This is a genomic window from Massilia sp. ST3 (assembly GCF_018119405.1).
Taxonomy (GTDB): domain Bacteria; phylum Pseudomonadota; class Gammaproteobacteria; order Burkholderiales; family Burkholderiaceae_D; genus Telluria.
On sequence record NZ_JAGPWC010000008.1, the window covers coordinates 32,153 to 54,589 of the forward strand.

The 22,437-nt window shown below is 67.3% G+C and carries 19 protein-coding genes; 9 read left to right on the forward strand and 10 right to left on the reverse strand.

All coding sequences use genetic code 11. The features are described from left to right. Positions 1 to 43: 43 nt before the first annotated feature. Positions 44 to 505, forward strand: a complete 462-nt coding sequence (locus KBW98_RS04320; protein ID WP_211518901.1) for a tripartite tricarboxylate transporter TctB family protein — start codon at positions 44 to 46, stop codon at positions 503 to 505. Between the two features lie 16 nt (positions 506 to 521). Then, positions 522 to 2,027, forward strand: coding sequence for a tripartite tricarboxylate transporter permease (locus tag KBW98_RS04325; protein ID WP_211518902.1), 1,506 nt, complete (start codon positions 522 to 524; stop codon positions 2,025 to 2,027). 83 nt (positions 2,028 to 2,110) lie between these two features. On the opposite strand, the gene KBW98_RS04330 is transcribed toward KBW98_RS04325, so the two are convergent. The 3 genes from KBW98_RS04330 to KBW98_RS04340 all read right to left on the reverse strand — a co-directional run bounded on the left by KBW98_RS04330 (position 2,111) and on the right by KBW98_RS04340 (position 6,655). After that, positions 2,111 to 3,070, reverse strand: a complete 960-nt coding sequence (locus KBW98_RS04330; protein WP_211518903.1) for a chemotaxis protein — start codon at positions 3,068 to 3,070, stop codon at positions 2,111 to 2,113. Between the two features lie 403 nt (positions 3,071 to 3,473). Then, a complete protein-coding gene (locus KBW98_RS04335; protein WP_211518904.1) occupies positions 3,474 to 5,855 on the reverse strand; it encodes a DNA polymerase II in 2,382 nt (793 codons plus the stop codon). After that, complete coding sequence (locus KBW98_RS04340; protein WP_211518905.1) at positions 5,855 to 6,655, reverse strand: ferritin-like domain-containing protein; 801 nt, start codon at positions 6,653 to 6,655, stop codon at positions 5,855 to 5,857. The genes KBW98_RS04335 and KBW98_RS04340 overlap by 1 nt, the downstream gene beginning before the upstream one ends. 254 nt (positions 6,656 to 6,909) lie before the next feature. Here KBW98_RS04340 and KBW98_RS04345 point away from each other — a divergent pair, with 254 nt between their 5' ends. The 3 genes from KBW98_RS04345 to KBW98_RS04355 all read left to right on the forward strand — a co-directional run bounded on the left by KBW98_RS04345 (position 6,910) and on the right by KBW98_RS04355 (position 11,046). After that, positions 6,910 to 7,614 (forward strand): hypothetical protein, encoded by a 705-nt coding sequence (locus KBW98_RS04345; protein WP_211518906.1) that lies wholly within the window; start codon positions 6,910 to 6,912, stop codon positions 7,612 to 7,614. A 298-nt stretch (positions 7,615 to 7,912) separates the two neighbouring features. Further along, entirely contained in the window at positions 7,913 to 8,764 is an 852-nt protein-coding gene (locus tag KBW98_RS04350) for a flagellin (protein ID WP_211518907.1), read from the forward strand. 152 nt (positions 8,765 to 8,916) lie between these two features. After that, positions 8,917 to 11,046, forward strand: a complete 2,130-nt coding sequence (locus KBW98_RS04355; protein WP_211518908.1) for a GGDEF and EAL domain-containing protein — start codon at positions 8,917 to 8,919, stop codon at positions 11,044 to 11,046. A gap of 3 nt (positions 11,047 to 11,049) precedes the next feature. Here the strand turns inward: KBW98_RS04355 and KBW98_RS04360 are convergent, their stop codons facing one another. Together KBW98_RS04360 and KBW98_RS04365 are read right to left on the reverse strand one after the other, a co-directional pair. Further along, positions 11,050 to 11,841, reverse strand: a complete 792-nt coding sequence (locus KBW98_RS04360; RefSeq protein ID WP_211518909.1) for a LytTR family DNA-binding domain-containing protein — start codon at positions 11,839 to 11,841, stop codon at positions 11,050 to 11,052. Then, entirely contained in the window at positions 11,838 to 12,935 is a 1,098-nt protein-coding gene (locus tag KBW98_RS04365; protein WP_211518910.1) for a sensor histidine kinase, read from the reverse strand. The genes KBW98_RS04360 and KBW98_RS04365 overlap by 4 nt, the downstream gene beginning before the upstream one ends. A 221-nt stretch (positions 12,936 to 13,156) precedes the next feature. Here KBW98_RS04365 and KBW98_RS04370 point away from each other — a divergent pair, with 221 nt between their 5' ends. Beyond that, entirely contained in the window at positions 13,157 to 14,599 is a 1,443-nt protein-coding gene (locus tag KBW98_RS04370) for a M28 family metallopeptidase (protein ID WP_211518911.1), read from the forward strand. Positions 14,600 to 14,602: 3 nt separating this feature from the next. On the opposite strand, the gene KBW98_RS04375 is transcribed toward KBW98_RS04370, so the two are convergent. Then, entirely contained in the window at positions 14,603 to 15,763 is a 1,161-nt protein-coding gene (locus KBW98_RS04375; protein WP_211518948.1) for a Gfo/Idh/MocA family protein, read from the reverse strand. A 27-nt stretch (positions 15,764 to 15,790) separates the two neighbouring features. Here KBW98_RS04375 and KBW98_RS04380 point away from each other — a divergent pair, with 27 nt between their 5' ends. Beyond that, a complete protein-coding gene (locus KBW98_RS04380; protein WP_211518912.1) occupies positions 15,791 to 16,498 on the forward strand; it encodes an MOSC domain-containing protein in 708 nt (235 codons plus the stop codon). On the opposite strand, the gene KBW98_RS04385 is transcribed toward KBW98_RS04380, so the two are convergent. The 3 genes from KBW98_RS04385 to KBW98_RS04395 form a co-directional block, all read right to left on the reverse strand. Beyond that, on the reverse strand, positions 16,476 to 17,846 hold the full coding sequence (locus KBW98_RS04385) for a GDSL-type esterase/lipase family protein (protein WP_229428969.1): 1,371 nt from the start codon (positions 17,844 to 17,846) through the stop codon (positions 16,476 to 16,478). The genes KBW98_RS04380 and KBW98_RS04385 overlap by 23 nt on opposite strands. 95 nt (positions 17,847 to 17,941) lie before the next feature. Then, positions 17,942 to 18,415 (reverse strand): nuclear transport factor 2 family protein, encoded by a 474-nt coding sequence (locus KBW98_RS04390; RefSeq protein WP_211518913.1) that lies wholly within the window; start codon positions 18,413 to 18,415, stop codon positions 17,942 to 17,944. 50 nt (positions 18,416 to 18,465) lie between these two features. Next, positions 18,466 to 19,125 carry a zinc ribbon domain-containing protein gene (locus KBW98_RS04395; RefSeq protein ID WP_229428970.1) on the reverse strand — a complete coding sequence of 220 codons (660 nt, stop codon included), beginning with the start codon at positions 19,123 to 19,125 and terminating at the stop codon, positions 18,466 to 18,468. Positions 19,126 to 19,279: 154 nt separating this feature from the next. Between KBW98_RS04395 and KBW98_RS04400 the strand changes: the two genes are divergently transcribed. Next, positions 19,280 to 20,311: a DUF4380 domain-containing protein gene (locus tag KBW98_RS04400; protein ID WP_211518915.1), complete on the forward strand. Its 1,032-nt coding sequence runs from the start codon at positions 19,280 to 19,282 to the stop codon at positions 20,309 to 20,311. 3 nt (positions 20,312 to 20,314) lie between these two features. Here the strand turns inward: KBW98_RS04400 and KBW98_RS04405 are convergent, their stop codons facing one another. Then, positions 20,315 to 20,998, reverse strand: coding sequence for an SOS response-associated peptidase (locus tag KBW98_RS04405; protein WP_211518916.1), 684 nt, complete (start codon positions 20,996 to 20,998; stop codon positions 20,315 to 20,317). Between the two features lie 196 nt (positions 20,999 to 21,194). On the opposite strand from KBW98_RS04405, the gene glf reads away from it, so the two are divergent. Next, on the forward strand, positions 21,195 to 22,349 hold the full coding sequence (gene glf, locus KBW98_RS04410; protein ID WP_211518917.1) for a UDP-galactopyranose mutase: 1,155 nt from the start codon (positions 21,195 to 21,197) through the stop codon (positions 22,347 to 22,349). The last annotated feature ends 88 nt before the right edge of the window (positions 22,350 to 22,437 follow it).

The window sequence follows — 22,437 nt, forward strand, 5'->3', positions numbered from 1 at the left end:
GCCGTTAGAATAGCAATTCGATAAGCATAAAAGGGGACCCCACGTGCCTGCCTTCATCCGCCATCCGAAGAATTTCTGGATCGGCATCATCTTCATCTTCTTCGGCCTGTGCGCCGTCGTCATCGGCCAGGACTACGGCATGGGCACCGCCGGCCGCATGGGCCCGGCCTATTTCCCGGTCGTGCTCGGGGGCCTGCTGGCGCTCATCGGCGTCATCGGCGTGATCCGCTCCTTCATCCGCCACGGCGAAGCGATCGGCCGCATCCACGTCAAGGAACTGGTGCTGATCCTGGCGGCCGTGCTGCTGTTCGGCTACCTGGTGCGCAATGCCGGCCTGGTGCCCGCGGCCATCGTCCTGATCATGGTCAGCGCCTTCGCCAGCCCAAAATTCCACCTTGGCAAGACCATCGCCCTGGCCGTCGGCCTGGCGCTGTTCGCCGTGGTGCTGTTCGTCAAACTCCTCGGCCTGCCGATGCCCATCCTCGGCGCCTGGTTCGGCGGCTAACTAAAAGAAGAACAACATGGAAATCCTCAGCAACCTCGGTCTGGGCCTCGAGACGGCCTTCACCCTCACCAACCTGATGTACTGCCTGATCGGCGTGTTCGTCGGCACCGCGGTCGGCGTGCTGCCCGGCCTGGGCCCGGTGGCGACCATCGCCATGCTGCTGCCGGCCACCTTCGGCCTGCCGCCGATCTCGGCGCTGATCATGCTGGCCGGTATCTACTACGGCGCCCAGTACGGCGGCTCGACCACGGCGATCCTGGTCAACCTGCCGGGAGAGTCGTCCTCGGTGGTGACGGCCATCGACGGCTACCAGATGGCGCGCAACGGCAATGCCGGCAAGGCCCTGGCTACCGCCGCCATCGCCTCCTTCTTCGCCGGCACCGTGGCCACCATCCTGCTGGCCCTTGCGGCGCCGCCGCTGGCCGACCTGGCCCTCAAGTTCGGCCCGGCCGAATACTTCTCGCTGATGGCGCTGGGCCTGGTGGCCTCGGTGGTGCTGGCCAGCGGCTCGCTGCTGAACGCGATCGGCATGGTGGTGCTCGGCCTGCTGCTCGGCATGGTCGGCACCGACGTCAACTCGGGCGCCGCGCGCTACACCTTCGACCTGCCGCAGCTGGCCGACGGCATCAACTTCGTGATCGTCGCGATGGGCATGTTCGGCATCGGCGAAATCGTGCGCAACCTCGAGCACGACGAGACCCGCAACCTGGTCATGAAAAAGGTCAAGGGCCTGATGCTCAACAAGGAGGACTTCAAGCGCATCATCGGCCCGGTGCTGCGCGCCACCGGCCTCGGCTCCCTGCTGGGCATCCTGCCGGGCGGCGGCGCCATGCTGGCCTCGTTCGCCTCGTACTCGATCGAGAAGAAGGTCTCGCCCAACGCCCGCAACTTCGGCAAGGGCGCGATCGAAGGCGTGGCGGCGCCCGAAGCGGCCAACAACGCCGGCGCCCAGACCTCCTTCATCCCGATGCTGACCCTGGGTATCCCGTCGAACCCGGTGATGGCGCTGATGATCGGCGCCATGATCATCCAGGGCATCCAGCCCGGTCCGGCCGTGATGACCGAGCAGCCGGCCCTGTTCTGGGGCCTGATCGTCTCGATGTGGATCGGCAACCTGTTCCTGGTGGTGCTGAACCTGCCGATGATCGGCCTGTGGGTGCGCATGATCATGGTGCCCTACCACTTCCTGTATCCGGCGATCCTGATGTTCTGCGCGATCGGCGTGTTCAGCCTGAACAACAGCGAGTTCGACGTCGGCCTGATGGCGGTGTTCGGCCTGCTCGGCTACTTCTGCGCCAAGCTGGGCGCCGAGCCGGCGCCGATGCTGCTGGGCTTCATCATCGGCCCGATGATGGAGGAATACCTGCGCCGCGCCCTGCTGCTGTCGCGCGGCGACCCGATGGTGTTCGTGGAGCGTCCGATCAGCGCCACCATGCTGGTCCTGGCCGTGATCGCGATGTCGGTGGTGCTGCTGCCCTCGCTGCGCAAGAAGCGCGAGGAAGCCTTCCACGAGGAAGAGTAAAACCCGGGGCCCCGGCCCCGCCGCCAATGAAAAAAGCCCGCGCATCGCTGCGCGGGCTTTTTGCGTTGGGGGAGCGGCGAGCCTTACTGGTTCAGGACCTTGCGCAGGGTGCGCGACAGGTCTTCGGCCGAGAACTTGGCCACGTAGGCGTCGGCGCGCACGTTCTTGACGTGCTCCTCGTTGGTGGTGCCCGACAGCGAGGAGTGGATCACCACCGGCATGTTGCCGAAGCGGTTGGTCGACTTGATGTTGCGGCACAGGGTGAAGCCGTCCATCTCCGGCATCTCGAGGTCGGTCAGCACCATCGCGATGCGGTCGTAGACCGTGCGGCCCTCGGCTTCGGCCGCGTTGGCGATGACATTGAGCTGGTCCCAGGCTTCCTTGCCGCTCTTGGTCATCACGAACGGCAGGCCCATGGCGTCCAGGCCCTGTTCGATCAGGGCGCGCGCGACCACCGAGTCGTCGGCCACCAGGATCACGCTGCCCGGCTTGATCTGGATCTTGGCGCCGACCGCCTGCTGGATGTTTTCCGGTTCCTGGTCGGGATTGAGCTTGCGCAGGATGGTCTCGACGTCCAGCACCTGGGCCAGGCGGCCCGGCTCGCCGCCGGCCGCATCGAGGCGCGCGATGCTGGTCACCATGCCGCTGCCGGCGCTCTGCTCGGCCGACATCACCTGGCTCCAGTCCAGGCGCACGATCTCTTCCACGCTCTCGACCGCGAAGGCCTGGGTGGTGCGGGCGAACTCGGTCACCAGCATGATGTTCAGGCCGGTCTTCGGCTTGACCCCGGCGATGGCCGGCAGGTCGAGCACCTGGATGATCTGGCCGCGCAGGTTGACCACGCCCAGCACGTGCGGCGGCGCGCCTGCGACCGAGGTGATCGACGGCATGGCCACGATCTCGCGGATCTTGAAGACGTTGATGCCGAACAGCTCGCTATGATCGCCGTTGTCGTCGCCGCCGAGGCGGAACAGCAGCAGCTCGAACTTGTTGGTCCCCGTCAGATTACTGCGCTCGTCGACTTCTTGTTGAACCGATTTCATGAGTTTCCCGATTGTGAAATTGTGATGCCTTCGGGAAAGCATTCTAGACGGGTCGCGCACGCTTGGGTCAATACGGGCGCAAATCCGGCACAAACTCGGGACCAAGCGTTCCCAAAAAACCACGAAATATCACAGGGTCTTGTACAAGAGGCAAAAGACCGCGGTCCATGATCCGGGCATGATGATCAGAAAATCCACACCCACCCGCTATGCGAGGGCGCGGCGCCTGGGAAGCCGGTCCGGCGCGGCAAGGGCCATCCGACCGAGTCCGCGCCGGAATCGGTTTTCCGTAGGGTGGACGGCTTTGCCGTCCACGCGGTGATAGATAGAGGCTCCGCTTTCGTGCCGGATGATCTCTGCGCAAACGTCCACCCTACAATCGCGCCGGCAATTAAGAAGACATTTAAAACAGCGCGCCCTGGCGGCTGGTCAGGCGCCCGAAGCGCTCGCCCAGGAAAGGCAGGATCGCGTCGGCCACCGGTTCCAGCTGGCGGCTCAGGTAGTGCTCGTAGTCGACCGGCGAATGCAGGGTCTCGAGCGGCTCGGGGCCGGCCGTGGTCATCACGTAGCGGATCCAGCCGCCCCTGCGGTAGATGGCCGGACGGCCCTGGCGCAGGTGGTGCTCGTCGGCCATGCGCGCGGCGCGCACGTGGGGCGGCACGTTGCGCTGGTATTCCTCGAGCGGGCGGCGCAGGCGCTTGCGGTAGACCAGCAGCGCGTCGTGCTCGCCGCGCAGGGTCGCCGCCACGTACTCGCGCACGTAGTCCTCGTAGGGCTGGCGCTTGAAGATGCGCTCGTAGAGCCCCTGCTGGAACTGCTGGGCCAGCGGGGTCCAGTCGGTGCGCACGGCTTCCAGGCCCCGGTAGACCATCTCGTCGGCGCCGTCCGCGCCGGTGGCCAGGCCTGCGTAGCGCTTCTTGCTGCCCTCGTCCGAGCCGCGCACGGTCGGCATCAGGAAGCGCCGGAAGTGCACGTCGTACTCCAGCTCCAGCGCGCTTTCCAGCCCCAGCTCCTCGCGCAAGTGGCTGCGCCACCAGGCGTTGACGTGCTCCACCAGCGCGCGGCCGATGCGCTCGGCGTCATGGTCGGTGTGGGCGCGGCCCAGCCAGACGAAGGTGGAATCGGTGTCGCCGTAGATCACCTGGTAGCCCTGCTCCTCGATCAGGGCGCGGGTGCGGTGCATGATCTCGTGCCCGCGCATCGTGATGGACGAGGCCAGGCGCGGGTCGAAGAAGCGGCAGCCGGTGGTGCCCAGCACGCCATAGAAGGCGTTCATGATGATCTTCAGGGCCTGCGACAGCGGCGCGTTGCCTTCGCGCTTGGCGGCCTCGCGTCCGGCCCAGACCTGGGTCACGATCCCCGGCAGGCAGTGCCGGGTGCGCGAGAAGCGCCCGCCGCGAAAGCCTGGCACGGTCGCTTCCTCGGGTTCGCGCAAGCCTTCGACCAGGCCCACGGGGTCGATCAGGAAGGTGCGGATGATCGACGGGTACAAGCTCTTGTAGTCAAGCACCAGCACCGAGTCGTACAGGCCGGAGCGGGAATCCATCACGAAGCCGCCCGGGCTGTCGGCGCCCGGCACGTCGCCGATGTTTGGCGCCACGTGGCCCTGGCGGTGCATGACCGGCATGTAGAGGTGCTCGAAGGCCGCCACCGAGCCGCCGCTACGATCGGCAGCCAGCCCGGTCACGCTGGCGCGCTCCAGCAGGAAGGCCATGACCCCGGTCCTGGCGAAGATGCGCGTGACCAGTTCGCAGTCCTTCAGGTTGTAGCGCGCCAGCTTCGGCTTGTCCTCGGCGAACATGCGGTCGATCTCGTCCATCCGGTCGAAAGGATTGTCGATCGCCTTGCCCTCGCCGAGCAGCGACTGCGACACGCTCTCCAGGCTGAAGGAGGGAAAACTCCAGGTAGCCGAGCGCAAGGCCTCGATGCCGTCGATGACCAGGCGTCCGGCGATGCCGACGAAGTAGTGCTCGTGGCCGCCACGGTCTTCGCGCCATTCGAGGGCGCTGCCGTCGCGGCCCAGCCTGAGCGGCCGGTTGAAGCGGTCGGCGTGCTTCTGCAGCACGCGCAGGTCGAACTGGACCACGTTCCAGCCGATCAGGGCGTCGGGATCGTGGCGCGCGAACCAGGCTTCCAGCCGGTCGAGCAGCTCGGGGCGCGTGGCGCAGTATTCGAGCGCGAAGTCGACACCGGAGGCGTCCCCATTGGGAGGCCCCAGCATGTAGACCTGGCGCTGGCCGCAGCCCTCCAGTGCGATCGAATACAGGTCGCCCTGGAAGGTGGTTTCGATGTCGAGCGAGACGGTGCGCAGCTGCGGACGGTAGCCGGGCGCCGGCTTGAGCTGGGCGTCCAGCACCAGCCGCGCATCGTCACTCTCCCGGCCAGCGAAGGCGACGGGCGCCGTGATGAAGCGCTCCATCAGGTAGCGCTCGGGCGGACGGACGTCGGCCTCGTAAAGCGCGATGCCGTGCTCGCGCAGGCGCTTTTCCAGGCGCAGCAGCTGGCGGTAGTGGCGGCAGTACAGGCCCAGCACGGAACGGTGCTGGAAGTCGGTCAGCGCCAGTGGCCGCAGCTGCCAGCCTGTTTCCCTTGCCAGCAGCTGCTCCACCGCGCCGCCCAGCTCGGCCGCCACGAAGGCGACCGGGGTCTGGGCCGGCAGGCGCACGCGGCATGGACCGTCGTCGGTGGCCAGCCAGAACTCGACTTCGCAGCCGGCGTCGGCGTCGCGCCAGTGGCGGGTCAGCAGGAAGCCCTGCCGCAAGCCGGGGCTGGGTGCGGCCTCCATCAGGTGTAGCGCCGCAGTTCGGCCTCGCTGAAGCCGGCCTGGCGGCGCGCCTCGAGGTTGAACGGCCCCTTCAGCACCGGTGCCTTGTAGCGCACGGTGAGCTCGTCGTAGGTGGGCAGCGGGTCGAGTCCGCGCTCCGCGCACAGGTAGAAATACCAGCGGTTGCCGATCTCGACGTGTCCGACCTCGTCCGCCAGCAGGCGGTCCAGGATGGCCGCGGCCGCGGCGTCGCCGGCCTGGGCCAGCTTGGCGCGCAGTGGCGGGATCGCGTCCAGGCCGCGCGCCTCCATGGTGCGCGGCACCAGCGCCATGCGCGCCAGCACGTCGCCGCTGGTCTTGCCGACCATTTCCCACAGGCTGTCGTGGCCGGTGAAATCGCCGTAGCGGTAGCCAAGAGTGGCCAGGTGGGCGTCCAGCATCAGGAAATGCAGCGACTCCTCGTGGGCGACGCGCAGCCAGTCGGTGTAATAGTCGTCCGGCATGCCCGGGAAGCGCCACACGGCGTCCAGCGCCAGGTTGATGGCATTGAATTCGATGTGGGCCAGCGCGTGCACCAGCATGGCGCGCCCCTCGACCGTGACCATCGAGCGGCGGCCCACCAGCCGCGGCGGCACCAGCTCCGGCCGCGCCGGGCGTCCGGGCACGGGACCTGAGGGGCCCAGGCTTGCCGCGCTATCGATCCGCACGGCGCCTTGGGCATGCGCGCGCGCCATGGCGGCCACGCCGGCGGCCTTGGCGGCGGGGTCGGTCTCAAGCAAACAGTGCAGCGCGCAAGCGCGGAGCTCGATGGAGCGCTCCATGGGAAAACCTGGTCGGGAAAACCATGCAGTTTACCAAATCCGCGCGCCGGGTTCGAGCGCTGTCGTTGCGCTTCGCGTATGCATGCCGCCGCTGCCGCAAGCCGCCACAGTCCCCCCCGTGGTGGGGGAAGAAATCCGTGGTCGCCCTGACTAGACTACGTCCTGCCAGCCTGCCGCCGCCGCCGTCGATCCGATGCGCGGCGCCGGACAGGCCGCGCCAAGCACCCGTGCAACCCTCATTACCGGACACTCTCATGGATATTCTCGATTCCGTCATCGAAGCGCGCCAGGCGAAGCTTCGCAAATCCGCCCTGTGCACCTACCTGGCCGACGCCGCCATCCCTCCCTACCAGCGCCTGTCCTTCGTTCCGGCCATGATGTTCTTCACGATGGGCTTCAAGGACATGCTGGCCGCCCTGCGCGACGAACGCGACGACTCGCCCCTGCAACAAAGCGTGCACCAGCACTGCGACGAGGACGCCTTCCACTGGCAGTGGTACCTGGAAGACCTGGCGCGCATCGAGCATGGGCGCCGCCTGCTGGGTGTGCCGCCGGCCCAGGCCTTTACCGAAGTCTGGGCGCCGACCAACTACGCCACCCGCGAGGTGGTCTATCACGCCATCTTCCTGGCCAAGACCCACCGCACGCCTTTCCTGCGCATGGCCATCATCGATGCCCTGGAAGCCACCTTCGCCTGCTTCAACGAGCCGATGTACCGCCTGGTGGGCGAGCTCGGCCTGTATGAGGAGCTGCACTACTTCGGCAAGGTGCACGAGCATGCCGAGGCGAACCATGCCAAGGACCAGGATGGCGTGGAAGGGACGGGCTACCTGCTGCGGGTCGGCGAGTTCGAGACGGCCGTGGGGCTGGTGAACGAGCTGTTCGACGTGTTCGAAGGGATGTTCGACTGCTGGTACCGGGCCGGGACGGAAGAAGTGGCGCTGCCGCTGGCGGCTTGACAATATAGCAATCGGGAATTGGTGGTAGGGTCGGCGGCTTGGCCGCCGACGCGGTGCTCGTTACCGGCGCCGCTTTCGTGCCGGATGATCTCGCTACAAACTTTCACCGCGTCGGCGGCGGAGCCGCCAACCCTACGCCGATGTCAAAAGAGCATCAATGCAGCTTGTGTCACCGACAAGAAAAAATATTTAAAAAAATTTCTGCATGGCACTTAATGCCCAAAGGAAAGTGGTCGCCTTGTACTGGTGAGGGCGAGTGAACGCACTCACCAACTACTCACTAGGAAAGAGCCTAATCATGCTGAGCCTGCACACCAACAACGCTGCCCTGTCGGCACAAAACTCGATCTCCCGCACCCAGAGCAACCTGTCGACCTCGATGACCCGCCTGTCGACCGGCTACCGCGTCAACTCGGCAATGGACGACGCCGCCGGCCTGCAGATCGCCAGCCGCCTGAAGGCCCAGACCTCGGGCATGACCGTGGCAATGCGCAACACCCAGAACTCGACCTCGATGCTGCAGACCGCCGAAGGCGCGCTGGACGAAGTCGGCAACATGCTGGTCCGCATGAAGGACCTGGCCACCCAGGCAGCCGACGCTTCGTCGACCGCCAGCGACAAGACCGCGATGCAGTCGGAATACGACGCACTGGGCCTGGAACTGAAGAACATCCTGCAAAACACCACCTTCGCCGGCACCAAGCTGCTGGTCGGCGGTACCGTCGCTTCGTCGATGACCTTCCAGATCGGCGCCTCGTCGAGCGAGACCATGGCCGTCAACCTGGGCGCCGACATGGGCTCGATGGTCACCGATGTGACCGCCGCCACCGCGAACTACACCGCAGCCACCACCGGTACCGAGCTGACCGCTACCGCCAATGCATCGATCGCCAAGCTGGAAACCGCGCTGAACTCGGTCAACAAGGTGCGTTCGGGCCTGGGCGCCGCGGCCAACCGCCTCGAGCACGTGTACAACAACCTGTCGAACATCAGCACCAACAGCAAGGCCGCCACCGGCCTGATCATGGACGTCGACTTCGCGACCGAAAGCGCGAACATGACCTCCAGCCAGATGCTGCTGCAAGCCGGCACCGCGATGCTCAAGCAGTCGAACAGCATGTCCTCGATGGTCATGTCGCTCCTGCAATAATCGCAGTATCCCGCCGGGGACCCGCGTCCCCGTCTCGCCAGGGCCAGCCTTCGGGCTGGCCTTGTGCTTTCGGGGCCGCGCAAGCCTGCGACACCCGCCGCCAGTCGCTGCTAGCATGTCAGGACGTGCGACCAGAAGACTGGCGGCTTGCCATGCTGTCCCGCTCTCATCCCGACGTCCAGCAGCGCCTGGACGAGCTGCTCGAACACCTTCCCGCGGGCGTGGTCGTCCACGGCGAGGACGGGCGCATCCTGTCCGCCAACCGCATGGCCGCGCGGCTGCTCGACCGCAGTATCGCCTTGCTGGTCGGCACCGAATCCGCCACCACGGCATGGACCTTCGTCCGCGACGACGGCTCGCCCATGCCCGAGGCGGAGTATCCGGTCAATCTCATCCTCAAGGACGGCAAACCGCTGTCGCACCACGTGGTCGGCATGCGCCGCGCAGGCCACGCCAGCATCCGTTGGCTGATCTGCAACGCCTATCCGGAACGCGACGCCAACGATCGCATCGTCCGCGTCGTGGTCTGCTTCACCGACTGCACCGCTCTCAAGCGGGCCCAGCGCAAAGCCCAGAAATCCGAGGAACGCATGCAACTCGTTCTGCGCGGCTCGACCGACGCATCCTGGGACTGGGACCTGCGCACTGGCGAGGTCTATTACTCCGAGCGCTGGTGGGAAATGCTGGGCCATGCGCCGGATTCCCTGCCATCCACGCCAGAGACGGCGATGGGGTTGATCCATCCCGAAGATCTTGGGCGCATGCACGCCTTTATCGCCCAGCTGCTCAAGGAGCCGCGCGAGCGCTACAGTATCGAATTCCGCCTGCGTCACAAGGACGGCCATTACGTGCCCGTGCTGGCGCGCGGCTTCGTGACGCGCGACGCCGACGGCAGGCCGCTGCGCCTGTCCGGCACCAACACCGACCTGACCGAACGCAAGGCAGCCGAGCAGCGCATCTACGAGCTGGCCTACTTCGACCCGCTCACCGGCTTGTCCAACCGCCGCTACCTGATCGAGCAGCTCGGCACCAGCCTGGCGCGGGCCCGCCGGCTCGACGAATACGGCGCCCTGATCTTTATCGACCTCGACAATTTCAAGCTGCTCAACGACACCCTGGGCCACGACGTCGGCGACCAGCTCCTCAAGCAGGTGGCGGCGCGCCTGCGCGGCGTCCTGCGCGCCAGCGACCACTTGTCGCGCCTGGGAGGCGACGAGTTCGTGGTGGTGCTGGAAGACCTGGGTTCCTGTCCCGACGAGGCGGCCGCCGAGACGGAGAGCGTGGCCACCAAGATCCTGCACGCCCTGGACCGGCCCTTCCGCCTGGGCGCGCACACCGCCTCGACCACGCCCAGCATCGGCATCACCATGTATGACGGCGAGCCGACCGCCATCGACACCCTGCTCAAGCAGGCCGACCTGGCCATGTACCGCGCCAAGGCCGAGGGCCGCAACACGGCGCGTTTTTTCGAAACCAGCATGCAGTCGGCGGCCGACCGCCAGGCGGCGCTGGAAACCTGCCTGCGCAGCGGGCTGGCGGAACAGGAATTCGTGCTCTACTGTCAACCGCAGTTCGGCCGCGACGGCTTGCTGAACGGGGCCGAAGCCCTGGTGCGCTGGGACCGCGGCGACCTGGGCATGGTGCCGCCCGGCGAGTTCATCGGCCTGGCCGAAGCCACCGGCCTGATCGCGCCGCTCGGCCGCCACGTGCTGGAACAGGGTTGCCGCCTGCTGGCCCGCTGGCAGGCCGACCCGGCGCTCGAAGGCTTGAAACTGGCCGTCAACGTCAGCGTCCACCAGATGCGCGACCCCGACTTCCCCGACACCGTGGCCGAGGTGCTGGCCGCCACTGGCGCGCCGGCGCAATGCCTGACCCTCGAGATCACCGAGAGCGTATTCGCGGAAAACCTGCCGGAGCTGATCGACCGCATGCACCGGCTGCGCGCCCTGGGCGTGCGCTTCTCGCTCGACGATTTCGGCACCGGCTACTCCTCGCTTGCCTACCTGCGCCGCTTTCCGCTGGCGGCGCTCAAGATCGACCGCTCCTTCGTGCACGACGCCCATGCCGACCGCGGCGCGGCCGCCATCGTCGAAGCCATCGTCACCCTGGCGCGCAAGCTCGGCCTGGACATCGTCGCCGAGGGCGTCGAGCTGGACGCCCAGCGCCGCTTCCTGGATCACTGCGGCTGCGACTCCCTCCAGGGCTACCTGCTCGGCTCGCCGATGCCGGTGGCCCAGTTCGAACGCCGCTACGGCCAGGCCGTCGGCGCCGGCCACGCTTGACGCCTACATCTGGCGGAACAAGTGGGCGAACACCGGGCTGACGCGCGGCTTTTCGGGGCGGTTGCGCAGGTTGAGCACCACCTTGCCCATGGTATCGCGCCCGGCGCTGGCGACGCAGCGCATGTTGACCACGGTGCCGCGGTTGATCTGCTGGAATTCCTGCGGGTCGAGCTGGGGCAGCAAGTCCTTCAACGGCAGGCGGATCAGGGCCTCGCTGTCGGCGGTGGCGACGTTCACGTACTTGTCGACGGCCTGGAACAGCACCACCTCGGACACCGGGATCATGCGCACCACGCTGCCCACGGCGGCGCGGATCATGGTCAGGCGTTCGCTCTGGGCGGACTGCGGCAGCAGGGCCTGCAGCTGCCCCACCAGCTGGGCCAGGGCGCCGTCCCCAGGCTGGGTTTCCTCGCGCTCCTGCAGCCTGCCGCGCAGTCGCTCCACGGTGCGCCCAAGGCGCTCCTCGCTCACCGGCTTGAGCACGTAGTCGGCGGCGGCGCGCTCGAAGGCCTGCACCGCGTACTCGTCGTAGGCGGTGACGAACACCACCTGCGGAAAAGGTTCCGGACCTTCCCAGCGCTCGGCCAGCTCCTCGGCCGCCTCCAGGCCGCTCTGGCCGGGCATCTTGATGTCGAGGAAGAGCACCTCCGGGCGCAGCGCCATGGCCTGCTCGACGGCCGCCATGCCGTTCGGCGCCGTGGCCACGATTTCGAGCCCCGGCCAGAGCTTCTGCAGGGTCTTGGCCAGGACGGCGGCGAGGATCGGTTCGTCTTCGGCAATCAGTGCACGGGTCATGCTGTGGTCTCCAGTGGTAAGGTCAGTCGTACGATGGCGCCTTGCGGCTTGTTCGGGGCAAGCACGATGCCCGCGCCGTCGCCGTAGATGGCGTGCAGGCGCTCGCGGGTGGTGGCCACGCCGACGCCGCCGCCGCGCGTCTCGGGCTTGTCCTTCAGGCCGAGGCCGGTGTCGCGCACCGTGATCTCGAGCAGTCCGTCGCGCGCCTCGGCGGCGATCGCTATCTCGCCGCCCTCGATCTTCGGCTCCAGGCCGTGGATGATGGCGTTCTCCACCAGCGGCTGCAGCAGCATCGGCGGCAGGCGCACGTCGCGCAAGCCGTCCGGCAGCTGCAGGCGGCTCGCTAGCCGCTCGCCCATGCGCACCCCCATCAGCCCCAGGTAGGCTTCCATGGCCGCGAATTCCTGGGCCAGGGTGGTGCTTTCGCTGCGCGAGGCGCCAAGGGTGGCGCGCAGGTACTGGATCAGCTGGTCGAGCATGCGGCTGGCGCGGTCCGGGTCGAGGGCGATCAGGCCCTGCAGGTTGGCCAGGGTATTGAACAGCATGTGCGGCTCGATCTGGGCCTGCAGCAGGCGCAGCTGGGCCTGGAGCGCCTGGCGCTCGATGACTTCGGCGCGCAGGCGGGCGTCGGCGTGTTCCTGGCGAATGCGGCGCAGGCGGTCGCGGTGGCGGATCAAGACCACCATCGAGGTGATGACGCCGAAGGTCAGCACGATCATGCTGACCCGGCCCGCCGAGGGATAGTCGCGCAGGCTCGGCATGGTGTAGCCCATGACCGCGAAGCCGATGCGCATGCCGGTATAGTGGGCCAGCGGCGCCGCCAGCAGCATCACGCCGATGAAGGGCAGCCACTGGCGCGCGCTCCAGTCGGCGCGGTCCCACCACAGCAGCCGGGCGCCGTCGACCACGGCGAAGGCCAGCATGCCGATACAGACCGAGAAGACCAGCTGCTCGTACAGCAGCTCGGGCTTCCCGACCACCAGGGTGATGACGACCGCGACCAGGGCGCTGATGCCGAACGCGAGGCGCAGGTCCTCGAGCAGGCGCATCATGCGCGGGCGTCGCGGCGGGGAAGTGGGGATAGCTTGGGACATGGGCTCTACTTTATCAGGTGGCAACAAGTGAGGCGATTGTGCCCAGCCGCCCTCCCCGGAGCAAGGCGGGTGCGACGAACCGGACCGCCGATGGCGCCAACCGGTTCCCGCTTCCACCGAAACGCGGCTCCAGACATACATACTGGACGGATTCACTGTGTTGACCGACAGAATGCTCCCATGCGATATTGCCACTCTTACTATTTGAAGAAAGCGACCGCATGCGCCATACCGCCCTCGCCTCCGTCCTCGGCCTCGCCCTGCTCGCCAACGCCGCCCTGGCCCAGGCGCCCCTGGACGCCGTATCGAGCCGGATCTCGCCGGACTCGCTGCGCGGCCACCTCTCGTATCTGTCCTCGGACCTGCTGGAAGGCCGCGGCACGCCCTCGCGCGGCCTCGACCTGGCGAGCGAATACATCGCCGCCCAGTTCCGCCGCGCCGGCCTGGAACCGGCGGGCGACGACGGCTACTTCCAGACCGCGAACTGGCAGTACGCACAGCGCAAGGACGCCGACTTCGCCTTCACCATCACCGCCGGCGGCAATTCGCTCAGCGTGCCGGCGGGCGGCGCCACCGCCGGCTTCCTCGACCCGGTCAGCCTGGCGGCGACCCCTGCCGTGTACATGGACTGGAAAGCGGCGCTGGCCGACCCCGGCGCGGCCAACGGCAAGGTGCTGGTGGTGCCGGCGGCGGCCGTGCCCGGCGCGGCCGGCATCCTGCAGCAGCAGCTGAAAACCAAGCCGGCGCTGGTGGTCATGATCGACAAGGAACGCCGCCACGGCGCACCCGGCGGCTGGCTGATCGACCCGGAAAAACCGGTCGCCAAAGGGGCGGTGCCGGTGGTGGTGCTGCATGCGCCCGACGCCGCCGCGCTGCTGGAAAAAGGCGGCGCCACGGTCGCGGCCAAGGTCGGTGCGCCGGAAGTGCGCCCGGTCAAGCTGCGCAACGTGGTCGGCCTGCTGCGCGGGTCCGACCCGCAGCTCAAGCAGACCTACGTCCTGCTGTCGGCCCACTACGACCACGTCGGCATCCGCAACGGCGAGATCTACAACGGCGCCAATGACGACGGCAGCGGCACCGTATCGGTGATCGAGATCGCCGCGGCCCTGGCGGCCCAGAAGGAGCGCCCGAAGCGCAGCATCGCCTTCATCGCCCTGTTCGGGGAGGAACTGGGCATGCTCGGCTCGCGCTACTACGGCCGCCACCCGGTGTTCCCGGTGAAGGACACGGTGGCCAACATCAACCTGGAGCAGCTCGGCCGCACCGACGACAGCGAGGGCCTGCAGGTCGCCTCCGCCACCCTCACCGGCTTTGACTACTCGACCGTGACCGAAGCGGTGCGCAAGGCCGGCGCCCAGACCGGCATCCGCCTGTGGAAGCATCCGGTCAACAGCGACCGCTATTTCGCCCACAGCGACAACCAGTCGCTGGCCGACCTCGGCGTGCCGGCCCACACCCTGGCGGTGGCCTTCGGCTTCCCCGACTACCACGGCAAGGACGACACCTGGGACAAGATCGACTACGAGAACATGGCGCGCATCAACCGCATGGTCGCCCATGCGGTGCTGGGCATCGCCAACGATCCGGTGCGTCCGGCCTGGACCAATGTGCCGAACGCGGCCAAGTACCTGGACGCCTCGCGCAAGCTCAACATCGCCAGGTAAGTCTCAAGCGGGGAGCTGGACCCAGCTTCCCCCTGCGCGCGCCGAGGCCTGCACCGCCTCGATGAATTCCACCGCGCGCAGGCCGTCTGCGATGGTCGGGAACTGGGCCTCTTCGGGCGCCGCCCGGCCTTCGCGTGCCGCCAGCAGGTGCGCGGCGATCTCGCCATATAGCGAAGCGAATCCCTCCAGGTAGCCCTCCGGGTGCCCGCCCGGGATGCGCGACAGGCGCGCAGCCGCCGCATTGGCCGCCGGCGTGCCGCGCTTGAGGATGCGGGTCGGTTCGCCCAATGGCGTCCAGAGCAGTTCGTCCGGCTGCTCCTGGCGCCACTGGATGCTGCCCCGGCTGCCATAGACGCCGATGCGCAGCTCGTTGGCGTGCCCGGTCGCCACCTGGCTCGCCCACAACATGCCGCGCGCGCCGTTCCGGTAGCGCAGCAGCACCTGCACGTCGTCGTCCACCGCCCGTCCCGGCACGAAGGAACTCAGCTCCGCCGCCAGCGCATCCACGGGCTGGCCGACAATGGTGTCGGCCAGTTGCCAGGCGTGGGTGCCGATATCGCCGATCGCGCCGCCGCCCGACCTGGCCGGGTCGGTGCGCCAGGCCGCCTGCTTCTGGCCCTCCTGCTCGATCGGCTCGGCCAGCCAGTCCTGGGCGTACTGCACCTGCACCACCCTCACCTCGCCCAGTTCGCCCATGCGCACCATCTGCTGCGCGTGGCGCACCATCGCATACGCCGAATAGTTGTGGGTGACCGCGAAGACCAGGCCCTGCTCGGCGGCAAGTTGCTGCAGCATGCGCGCGTCCAGGCTAGTGGTCGTGACAGGCTTGTCGCAGATGACGTGGATGCCGGCTTCGAGAAAGGCGCGCGCCATCGGCGCATGCAGGTGATTGGGGGTGACGATGCTGACCGCCTCGATACCGTCCGGGCGCGCGGCTTCGGCCCGTGCCATCGCCGCATAGTCGTCGTAGATGCGCTCCGGCGCCAGGCCGATGGCCAGGCCGGAACGGCGCGACGCCTCCGGCGTGGACGACAACGCGCCGGCAACCAGTTCATAGCGGTCATCGAGGCGGGCCGCAATGCGGTGCACCGCGCCGATGAAGGCGCCTTCGCCGCCGCCAACCATGCCGAGCCGGATGCGTGGCGCGTGAGTCGGATTGTTCATCATGATTCTCTCTCGTTAGAATGGGGGATGGAGCAAGATCTCGGACACCTACTCGGCATCGCGGTCCGCCCCGCCGGCGCGGCGCCACAGCGCGTACGGCAGGCGGAGGCCTTCGCCGGACACGGGCTGGAAGGCGACCGGCACGCCGACCCGGTATCGCCGCGCCAGCTGTTGCTGGCCGGGGCGCTGGCCTATGCCGACCTTGACCTGCCTGCGCTGGCCCTGCGCGAAAACCTGCTGCTGGAGGCCGATACCGCGTCCTTCCGTTCGGGCGACGTGTTGCGCATCGGCGCTACGTTCACCCTGCGCCTGATGTTCCAGTGCGAAGCCTGCGGCAGCCTGGACCGGCACCAGCCCGGGCTGTCACGCGCCATCGGCGGGCGGCGCGGCATGCTGGCGCGCGTGCTGGCGGGGGGCCGCATCCAGGCTGGCGACCGCGTGACCGGACTCGGTCCGCTGCTGCCGGCCTGGCCGGAAGACTGGCGCGAGCGCGTGCGCATGGTGCTCGACGCGCTGCCGCCCGGCCACGTGCTCGAGTACCGCCAGCTGGCGCACCTGGCCGGCGTCGCCGCCGGCTATTGCCGCGCGTTTCCGCGCGCGATCGCCAGGCTCGGCCCGGACTACGCCGGCAAGGCGGTGCCGGCCTCGGCCCCGTCCGGCCTGCCGCGCTGGCGCGGCGATGGCCTGTTCGCGGACGAGGTCCGTGCCGGTTTCAGGGACGCGGCAGGGACATGAGACGGTCCAGTTCCGGCTGCATCGCCTTGGCCCAGATCGCGTAGCCTTTCTCGTTCGGGTGCAGCAGGTCCGGCATCACGTCCTTCGGCAGGCGTCCATCGGGCTGGAGGAAGGCCTGGTTGATGTCGAGGAAATGCACCTGGCGATTGTCGGCCAGCGACGGCAGCAGCGCGTTGATTCGCCCGTTCAGGCGGCGCAGCGCGCCATCCGGCGTTTCGTCGCGCGGGAAGATCGCCAGCAGCAGGATGCGGGTGCGCGGCAGGCGACGCCGCAGTTCCTCGATGTTGCGCTGGATGCCTTGCACGGTGAGCGCCGGCAGGTCCTGGCGGTGGCCGGTGTTATTGGTGCCGAACATCAGCACCGCCACCTTGGGATCGATTCCGTCCACTTCCCCGTGCTGCAGGCGCCACAGCACATTTTCGGTGCGGTCGCCGCCGAAACCCAGCGCGATCGCGTCGTGCTGCTGGTAGTAGCGGTCCCAGACCGGCGCGCCCTCCTTTTCCCAGCCCTGGGTGATCGAGTCACCGATGAACACCAGCTGCGGGCTGCGTCCGGCGGCCTTCATCGCCTTGATGTCGTCCAGCTTCTTGAGGTGGCGCGGCGTCCACCAGGAGATCGACCAGGATTCGTTCAGCTTGTCGGGGGTAAGGGCCACGGTGCGGTAGTCGGGACAGGCGGTGTTCGGCTTGCCGCCGCGCTTGAGGGTGACGTTCGCAATACTGACTTCGCCGCTGCCCGTGCCTTCGATCGTGAAGGGTTTGGCAACCGCGCTGAAGTCGTCGCCCTCGCGCGCGAAGCATTGCAGCGCCAGTTCCACATGCCGCCAGCCCTGGCCCTCGGCCGAGCGCCCGGGCAGCACATAGGAAACCTGGCGCTCGCAATCGGGACCGCAATGCAACTTGACGGCGATGCCGCCCTTCGACAGGTCGGCCACCTTCAGGTCGAAAGCCAGGCTGCCGGTCGCCAGGTAGGGACGCAGGTCCGCTGGTCCGCCCTGGATGCGCATGCCGCTCTTCCAGATATTCTTCCAGCGCAAGGTGAGCGCGTCGTCGGCCGCCGCTTTTCCGCTGCGGCTGAGCTCGATGGCGCTGTTCGGATGCTTCGCCTGCAGGACGCTGTCCAGCGCGAGTGCCTGTCCGGTCATCGGATGTTCGCGGTCGGGATCGATCGCGACCACCTGGTAGCCGTCTGGCGCGCGCCCCTGGTACAGGGCCAGATCGCCGGATGCGGCGCGCATGGATGCGGTGCCGGCGCAGCCCGCGGCGGCAAGCGACAATGCGAGCGGAAATGCAAGGCGCAAGGCAGGGCTCAATGCAGGGCCGGCCGGGCGGCGGGTTGCAAAGCTCATCGTGTCTCCTCGAACTCTTCTTGTGATGGATGAGTCAATAATGACGCAATGTTACCGCTAACGCAATGCTTCGCTTGGGAGGGGTGCCCCGTGTGTCATGGCTGGGGACGGATTTCGGTCACCTGGTGGAAGGTGTTCTTCCAGCCGTCGGGCTGGCGTACCCAGACCCGAACATAGCGTCCGCGGAAGGGCCTGGGGTCGCCTGCGGACCCCATCGAGGAGCGGAACATGCCGGTGACGATGGCGGCCGCGCCGCCGTCGACCAGTTGTACCTGGGGCGCTTCGAGGTCGTAGCTGCGGAAGCGCATTTCCTGGCGTTCCAGCCGGGTCAGCAGCTCGGTCTTGCTGCGCACCCTTCCGCGGCTGTCCACGTGCAGGTAGCTGCGGTCCATCAGCCGCTGCAGTGTGTCGGTATCGCCTTCCTCGATGGCTTCCGCCCGGTCCCGCTCCAGCTGCGCCAGGGTGGCGCGCAAGGTGTGCTCGTTCGCGCCCGCGGACGCCGCCTGCAACAGGCTGGCGCACAGCATCGACGCCAGCAGGGGCCGCAGGCCTGTCTTTCTCTTTACCACGCTTCCTCCACTCCGGGCAGTGCGCACGCCTCGGCCAAAGGCCTCAGGCCTCAGGCCTGGCGGGTGCCGCACTCCGTACAGAACTTCGTGCCCGGCTGCAGCATCGTCGAGCAGCTGGCACAGGGCGCCTGCTGCACCATCTTGAAACCGCACTCGGGACAGAACTTGGCCCCGTGGGTCTCGGCGCGGCATTGGGGGCAGACCAGCTGCATGTCCTGGCGCACCTGCGCGCGCACTTCGGGCCGGGCGCCACGCGCCTTGCCCTCATCATAGGCCAGTTCCGACGCGGTATACACCTCGCCCTCGGCGCGCGCCTGGGTGATCTTCACCTGGACGTTCGGCGCGCAGTTGAAGCACAGGCCCTTGGCGGTATCGAAACAGGGGCCGCAGACGTAGTCATGGCAATTGCCGCAGCGGTTGAAATGGGCCTTGCCCGCAGCCACCGCCTCCTTGAAGGCTTCGTCGCGCGCGCTGTGCCAGCCCGCTTCGGCCATGCCGTGCAGTACCGAGCTGGCATTGCCCAGCAGGCCGCCGAACATGCTGGCCCCCTTTTGCAGCCAGCCGGAGGCCTGGCCGCTGCGGTAAGGCTGGAACATGGTGCGCCAGCGGTCGCTGCAGCGCTCGCAATAGAATTCGAACTGGAAGCCGGCGTCGACGCCGGACGAATTGCTCAGGTCCCGGTAGTTATTGGAAAACTGCATTTCCGACATGGCGTAGCTCCTCAGCATCCCTTGTTTTTTGATATCGATATTATAACAACGTGTCATCACAGGGAGACAGCGGTAAATACCGGGCTGTGGCAAAAGCGTCATGCCAAAGGCTTGTTTCTTTGCTATCCTCGGAAGCCCACCACCAAGGATCACCATGCCGCGCCCAGGCCTCGCGCCCCTCCTCTCTATCCTCGCCGCCACGTGCACGCTGGCGATGGCGCCCGCAAGCGCGCAGCTGCGCGCGCACCGCATCGACAATGGCACGGTCACCGTGCTGGCCAGCGAAGCCGCCGGCGGGCGCCTGCTGTCCTTCGCACTGGCGGGGCAGCCCAATTTCCTGCTGGTCGACGAGAACGCGGGCAATCCCGACGCCGGCTTCAACGCCTTCAGCAATAACGTCCCCTATCTGGGCCACGAGGTCTGGGTGGGACCGCAAAAGGAATGGTGGACCGACCAGACCGTGAATCCCGACCGCGCCAAGGCCAGGGCGCCCTGGCCGCCCGACCCTTACCTGAGCCTGGCCCCGTACGCGCTGGTGCAGCGCACGCCGGCGGAACTGGTGGTCGACAGCCCGCCCAGCCTGGTGACGGGTATCCAGCTGCGCAAGCGCTACGCGCTGATCAAGGGCCGGCCGAACAGCCTGCAGCTGGACGTGCGCGCCACCAACCGCCGCAACCAGCCGGTGGCGCGCGACATCTGGTTCAACACGCGGGTACGGCCCGACACCCGGGTTTATGTGCCGGTGGCGTCGAAAGAGGATGTGCGGCTGGAAGCGGCGACGCCGGAGGAAGCCCCGGGCAGTACCCTGGCCGACGGCGTCCTGTCGCTCGACCAGCCCGACGGCGGTGCGCGCAAGGGCAAGCTGTTTATCCAGCCCGCGGGTGGCTGGATGGCCGCCTTCCACGGCAAGCAGGCTTTCGTGATCCAGTTCCGCCTCCAGCCGCGCGCTGCGATCCATCCCGACCAGGGGCAGGTCGAGCTCTATCACGAAGTCCAGCCTGGCGAGGCGGGCAAAGGCGTACTGGAGATGGAAGTCCACGCCCCCTATGTGCGGCTGGCGCCGGGCAAGGCGATGCGCGCGTCCGAGCACTGGACCCTGCTGCCCTACCAGGGCCCGGCTACGCGCGAAGCCCACCTGGCCTTCCTGCGCCAGCACGCGCGCCAGCTGGGCCTGACGGGCTGGTAAGCCTCAGAACAACGAGAGATTGGCCGACGGCGTTTCCGCCTTGGCCACCGTGCGCGGCGCGGGCCAGGCCTTCATGCCTTCCGCCGGGTAGTGGCGCAGGAAGCTGCGCGCCGTTTCCACGTCCGGGCAGGCGAGCCAGTCGCCGATTTCCTCGGGGCGCAGCACCACCAGCGAGCGCTTTTCGTCGTCCGGCTTGTGCATGCGCCGCATCAGCGGGTGCGTATCGGCATTGATGGTGATCTGGGTGAAGGAAGCCTCGATGCGCCCGTCCGCCTCGCTCCACTCGCGCCACAGGCCCGCCACATAGAACAGCGCGTCGTCTTCCATCCCGATGCCGTAGCGCTCGGCGCGTCCGCTTTCGTAGCACGGCTCGTAGAAGCAGCTCATCGGCACCGCGCAGAACTGCAGGCGGCGCCAGGCAGGCGCGAAGGAGCGCCGCTCGCCCAGGGTCTCGGCGCGCGCATTCATGGTGTCGAACGCCTTCACACCCGGCGGGATGTGCCGGCGCGGCACCATGCCGTAGCTGGCCAGCGCGGGCGCGGGACGCCGTTCGGCATCCAGACGCAGGATCGGCGCCGCGTAATCCTTCCAGATCTCGTCGGGCCAGCGCCAGTCGGCGGGCAGCTCGCTGAAGGCGCCGATGCTGCCGAACTGCTCCGGCGTGGGCGCGCGGTAATTCACGCACATGATCGAGTCACATATTTTAAGGGAACGGGAATGATACCAGCGCGGCGCCCGCCTTCCGGCGCTGCCAATTGTGCGATATGGAATGCAGCTTCAATGATATATTTTTGTCAGCATTTCTACTGCCCCCCGCATTGCATTTTCTATCACGCCGTCGACTGCAGCAGAACGGATAACAACTGAACCTTAGGAAAGAAACATGAACAAGAATATCGCCATCGTCGGCGCTGGATTCTCCGGGGCTGTCATCGCGAACCAGCTCGCACACGCGGGTTACCAGGTCGAGATCTTCGAGGCGCGGCCCCATATCGCAGGCAACTGCCACTCGGAACGCGACGCCGAAACCGGCGTCATGGTGCACATCTACGGCCCGCACATCTTCCACACCGATAACGAGCGCGTCTGGGAATTCGTGAACCGCTTCAGCGAGTTCAAGCCTTACGTGAACCGCGTCAAGGCTATCACCAACGGCAAGGTCTACACCCTGCCGATCAACCTGCTGACCATCAACCAGTTCTTCGGCAAGACCCTGCGTCCGGCCGAGGCCGAGGAATTCCTGCGCGAGCTGGGCGACAAGAGCATCGAGAACCCGGCCACCTTCGAGGACCAGGCGCTGCGCTTCGTCGGCCGCGAGCTGTACGAGGCCTTCTTCAAGACCTACACCATGAAACAGTGGGGCCTGCATCCGAACCAGCTGCCGGCCAGCATCCTCAAGCGCCTGCCGGTGCGTTTCAACTACGACGACAACTACTTCGCCCACAAGTACCAGGGCATGCCGGCCAACGGCTACACCGAGCTCGTCGAGCGCATCCTCGACGTGCCCGGCATCACCGTGCACCTGAATACCCGCTTCGATCCTTCCTCGAAGGGCGACTACGCCCACGTGTTCTACAGCGGTCCGATCGACGCCTGGTTCAAGCACGCCGAAGGCCGCCTGCCCTACCGCACGCTGGACTTCGAGGTGTTCCGCGATACCGGCGACTACCAGGGCAACGCCGTGATCAACTACTGCGACGACGCCGAGCGCTACACCCGCATCACCGAGCACAAGCACTTCTCGCCCTGGGAAAGCCATGAAGGCACGGTGTGCTACAAGGAATACAGCCGCCAGTGCGAGGAAAAGGACATCCCCTATTATCCGATCCGCCTGGCGCGCGACAAGCAGCAGCTGGAACTGTATGTGAACCTGGCGCGCCAGGAGCAGAACGTGACCTTCGTCGGCCGCCTCGGCACCTACCGCTACCTCGACATGGACGTGACCATCAACGAGGCGCTGGTCACGGCGGATAGATTCCTGGCCTGCGCGCGCGAGCAGGCCGCGATGCCGGCCTTCACCATCGATCCGCTGGCCTGATGCCACTGACGTGAGCCCGTCCTCCGCGCCGCGGCGGCTTGTGCGCTGTGGCGCGGGCGCTACCCAGCAGGTGCAGCTGTGCGCCAGG